Origin of the sequence: Solidesulfovibrio aerotolerans (assembly GCF_009856865.1) — a bacterium.
GTDB classification, from domain to species: Bacteria; Desulfobacterota; Desulfovibrionia; order Desulfovibrionales; family Desulfovibrionaceae; genus Solidesulfovibrio; species Solidesulfovibrio aerotolerans.
In genome coordinates, this window is sequence record NZ_WVUD01000087.1 from 1 (window position 1) to 4,439 (window position 4,439).

Annotated in this window: 6 protein-coding genes; 1 reads left to right on the top strand and 5 read right to left on the bottom strand. The window is 48.5% G+C overall.

The window, feature by feature from the left end; all coding sequences use genetic code 11:
- On the bottom strand, window positions 1-286 hold a 286-nt coding region (locus GTA51_RS20765), incomplete at its 3' end, for a hypothetical protein (RefSeq protein ID WP_211922673.1).
- Window positions 287-358: 72 nt separating this feature from the next.
- Here GTA51_RS20765 and GTA51_RS19940 point away from each other — a divergent pair.
- A complete protein-coding gene (locus GTA51_RS19940) occupies window positions 359-1,885 on the top strand; it encodes a protein rep (protein WP_160964245.1) in 1,527 nt (508 codons plus the stop codon).
- Window positions 1,886-1,903: 18 nt separating this feature from the next.
- Here the strand turns inward: GTA51_RS19940 and GTA51_RS19945 are convergent, their stop codons facing one another.
- The 4 genes from GTA51_RS19945 to GTA51_RS19960 are packed head-to-tail and all read right to left on the bottom strand — an operon-like array spanning window position 1,904 to window position 3,584.
- Window positions 1,904-2,215, bottom strand: a complete 312-nt coding sequence (locus tag GTA51_RS19945) for a hypothetical protein (RefSeq protein ID WP_160964246.1) — start codon at window positions 2,213-2,215, stop codon at window positions 1,904-1,906.
- Window positions 2,205-2,489 (bottom strand): hypothetical protein, encoded by a 285-nt coding sequence (locus GTA51_RS19950; protein WP_160964247.1) that lies wholly within the window; start codon window positions 2,487-2,489, stop codon window positions 2,205-2,207. The genes GTA51_RS19945 and GTA51_RS19950 overlap by 11 nt, the downstream gene beginning before the upstream one ends.
- Window positions 2,467-3,303, bottom strand: a complete 837-nt coding sequence (locus tag GTA51_RS19955; protein ID WP_160964248.1) for a MobA/MobL family protein — start codon at window positions 3,301-3,303, stop codon at window positions 2,467-2,469. The genes GTA51_RS19950 and GTA51_RS19955 overlap by 23 nt, the downstream gene beginning before the upstream one ends.
- A gap of 2 nt (window positions 3,304-3,305) precedes the next feature.
- Complete coding sequence (locus tag GTA51_RS19960; protein WP_160964249.1) at window positions 3,306-3,584, bottom strand: hypothetical protein; 279 nt, start codon at window positions 3,582-3,584, stop codon at window positions 3,306-3,308.
- Window positions 3,585-4,439 lie beyond the last annotated feature (855 nt).

Consider the following 4,439-nt stretch of genomic DNA (forward strand, 5'->3'; position numbering starts at 1 on the left):
GGGGGAATGCCCCCGGGTTCCAGCGCTCCGCGCCTGTATGAGTCAAGAAGGGCTTGATTTTTGAGCGGAAGAAGAGCAAGGCAAAAGGAAAGGGCCGGTAGAAACCGGCCCTCTGAAAAGGTTGGATCGACGGGATTGCCGTCCTATCGATCCGATGTCCCGGAAGTCGCAGCTTCCAAAGACGTGCTGTCTGAAGAAGCATTACCATTTTGGCTCTGTGAGTCAAGATTCTAACGACCTCCGGGCAAGAAAATGAAAATTTTCTGTCGGAGGTTTTCTTTTGCAAGCTCCTTGCTCCACCTCTTTCCAAGCCCCGGAAAATCACTTTCCGACTAAATCAGTCGGGAATTCTTCGCCTTTGGATTTTGTCAGTTCCGGCGCGGCGTTAGCCGGGCCGCTTGGTAAAGAGGGAGTTTTGCCACCCCGGCAGGGCTGGCGAGAGGACACGCCGGCCGAGAAAGCCGACCAGGAAAAAAAGACTCGGGCCGCAGTCCGGCGGGGCCGGTTTCTCGCAGTCAAAGCGGAGCGAGTCCGGCAAACGGTTCAGGATTTTCAGACCTCCGGGGTTCTGCCCACGCCCTCGAAAAGCTGTTGGTGCTGTGGACATGGCATTATCCCCGGTGAAAATAAGACCGGGACGCCAACTGGCGCCCCAGGTTTTGCCCAGATTCATCAGTATGTGGACAAAGAAAAAGAAGGAATCGAAGCAGAAGGAAGTCACTACGCTATTGCAGGCGTCGTTAAATGCGGTTCTCCATTTGTATGTCCTGTCTGCTCAAGAAGAATCAATGCACAGAGAAGGGAGGATATTGTTTTTATTACAAGCAAAATGCTTGAATTGAAGTATTCATACGCTTTTGCAACTTTTACAGCATCACACAAATATACAGATTCACTCTATGATTTCATCGAGAGATTTCAAGAAGCACAAAGAAAACTCAAACAGGGAAAGGCTTATAGAGCCTTCCGCGACAAATGGCATTTAAAGCATTCTATCAGAACAGCAGAAGTCACTTTGGATCACCCAGACAGTAAAAAGAAAAGCGGATGGCATTGGCACTCGCACGTTATCATGTTCCTTCGTCGTCCGTTATTGTCTCAAGTCGAGGCGGAACAGATGCAAGCTGAACTCTCAACGCTTTGGACAAAAGCTTGCGCGAGATTTGGCTTAGTAGCTGATGCAAAACATGGATTAGATATTGAACGACCGCACTTTAAGTCAAAAAATGGCGTTGTCTATCTTGATGAGAAGAACGCAATAAAGCTTGCTGACTATGCAGCTAAGAAAGTATCTTTTGAGGCTTCGCCATCGCCGAATGTCAAACTTGGACGCAAAAGCGACCGTATTACATCGTTCGAGTTGATTGGTATGGTTACTCTTGGCAAAAGACATGATCTAATGCCAAAGCTGGCAGAATTTATGACTGCAATTAAAGGGAGAAGGTCAATCTATCTGTCTCGCGGTCTTGCTGATTTAGTTGGACTCAATGAACAAGAAGATGCTGAAGTAGTCGAAGGGAAGATTGGTGCAGTTGTTTATACCTTTGACGATGACGAATGGTCAAAATTTTCACGTCGCGGCAAGACGCGGGCAGCAATGCACAGACTAGACGACGGTTTGCCCGTCGAAGAAGTTGTGGAAGCGTATATTGAAGGGTTTGTTTCAGTGCAACAGCTAGAAAGAATTGGTACAGAAGACACAAAAGATGCAGCTTTACAGGTATGGGATGAAAGGACTGGAGAAGCTTTAGTTACAGAAGAAGATATTGAAAGGCATTTTGCGGGCGACTGCCCGCCGATACTAGAAGTTCTACCAGTTGACTTGGCAAAAAAGAACCAGGCCCCGGCCCCAGCTCGGCCGGCTGGCCGCAGATCAGCGGCATGAAAAAAGCCCCTCGCGGGGCTATTCGACTTTGATGCCGTGTTTCTCAAGACATTCGATATAACGCTCTGGCTTTTCCTTCGGAAAAGCTTCTAAAATCCATTCTTTTTTGATTGCTGGCATTCCAAAGCGTTTTAAGTAGATGAATTTGAGAACAAGGCCCAATGTGTAGCGGTCTTTATCGCTTTGGCGCTTTTCTTTCTGCTTTGCCCGCGCCTGGGCGCGTTGCTCAATCACTTCAAGTTCAGCGGAGGCTTTTTTCGCCGCTTTGACTTTATTTTCAAGCCGTTCTTCAAGCTTTTGAAGACGGGTCTTTTTTTCTTTAATCGACATTGTTTTGACCTCTTGGCGAATAACCTTCGCATTCTTCAAATTGTATTATTGTGTCTGCGTATTTTAATGAGAAATCATCAAGACATTGTTGATAAATGACAAATTGTTTCAAATGAATATCACAAGTCACAACGACTTGGTTAAAAGTAGCAAGGAAGACTTCTTTCTCTTCAGGATTTGTAGCTTTTGGCTCTGTGACATATTTTGTAATTATGCCTTTATAACACTTTCCATGTTCGCATTGCCTGCAATTACATCCTTTGTTCTGTGACATGTCCCATTTTCCCCTGTGGTTCTTGATGGTTTTGGCTATTTTGATTATTAGCCGCAAAACGCTGGAATTTGCCAAAACGTTCTTGTCGTTGAATGATTTTCGATAACGACTTGATTTCATCCTTAATCTTTGGAATTTCTTTTGCTGCAACCGCCAAAATTCTTTTTGCCTCTTCTGCTGCAATTGAATCTTGTGTCTCCTTTGTTTCGCACGAAAGCGGAGGAAAACCACGAGGAACGAGTTCTGCATTAAGTAAAACCTCCCATTTCTTGCGAATGTCTTTGATTTCCTGTCTTCCCGTTTTTTTGTCAGCCAAAACACGAAGTTTTTTTCCAAACACATCACGAGTTGAAACTAGGATGTGAGCGTGGGGTTGCTCGGGAAGATCATCGACAGGTACACAACGTGTGGCCGCATTTTTGGCACGTTGTTCAACGGTTGGCTCGTGTATGTTGAGTTCTGCCTGAACGTTGTAGCGTTCGACAAGCCATTGTGTAAAATCGACTGAAAGCTGTCTTCTTACGTCAGAAGAAAGTTCGCGCGGAAGCGTTAAAAGAAAATCGCGAGCAAGTGAAGCGTTTATCTTGGTTTCGTCGTTCTCTACTTTGTTCCAAAGCTCCTGTGACGTTATTTCTCCTATTCCTTCTGGTTGGATGATTTCGTTGTAAGCGTGGCCGTCTTTACGTGTGTAGTCCTGAATTTCTCCTGTTTGCTCGTCAACGAGACGAGAGCAACCACGATACGCAGCAGCCGCTACAACAGAATGACCCTGGCTTCTTTGGATCATTTTAACTTCAAGACGATAAATAGCCATAACTACTTCATTGTGAACTGTTCAGAAACAATTTTAGCCTTGTTGTTCTCATCAGTCATCGCAATATAATAATTGCCGCTTTTGGATTTAGACAATAGAGCGACAAGTTTTTTGATCTCTGCGATTCTTACTTCAGGAAGTTGCAAGGTTACATTCTTCCACCCAGCCTGTTGAAGTTTTTCACGCCGTCTTTTTTGTGCTTCTGCTTGCTTTTGCCGTCGCGCCACAAGCTTTTCGCCCAAAGCCACAAGTTGCTCTTTTGTGTATTTTTCATCGCTCATGACGTCGCTCCTGTGATTACAGTCTGTTGATTTTCTCACTCACGAGAGTCTTCAATTTATGATCGTATGATGACTTGTCAAGCTGTCTTTTTCATGTCTGTGTGATTTATGGGGGGCCAGGGGGCGGTGACTTGTCACCAGCCCCCGGCACGGGCAAACCGCAGGTTTGCATAACCGTGTTATTCTCCCCTCCGGGTCGAACAAATTTCGACCCGTGGCTTGGCTCACGTATGCGCTAGACAGCGCAGGAAGGCAAGGAGAAGACGACAAGGGCGAGGATGGGGGTACGGACTGCCTTTTCCTTCCGAGCTGAACACGGGCCGCTTTGGGCCTCGTGTGAAGCCGGAAGGGCCGAGGAGTCTTCGAGGAGGCAGGTTCTTGGACGGGTCAAGGGCCAGGGCACGTGTGGGGTTGAGGGGCCATAGGAAAGGCCAGGGCCGCTTTTCCGAACGCACCGCGCCCTTATGGCCTGCCTTTGGCTGTTCGGCTGTTGGCTCGGGTTTTGGGGCTGTTTGGCTGTTGGCTGTTCGGGGCGGGGGGCAGGGCACCCGCCGGCCCGGGGCTGTTCGGCTGTCGGGCCTTCCCCTTCCCCGCCGGCCGGCTGTTGGATCGAAAACGGATCGGGAGGCGGGGCGCGCCTTGGCCCACGATCCGGCCAGCAGCCAAACAGCCGCCTTCGGGGAAGGGGGAGGCCAGACAGCCAACAGCCCCCGATCCAGAGCCACCCGGGGGGAATGCCCCCGGGTTCCAGCGCTCCGCGCCTGTATGAGTCAAGAAGGGCTTGATTTTTGAGCGGAAGAAGAGCAAGGCAAAAGGAAAGGGCCGGTAGAAACCGGCCCTCTGAAAAGGTTGGAT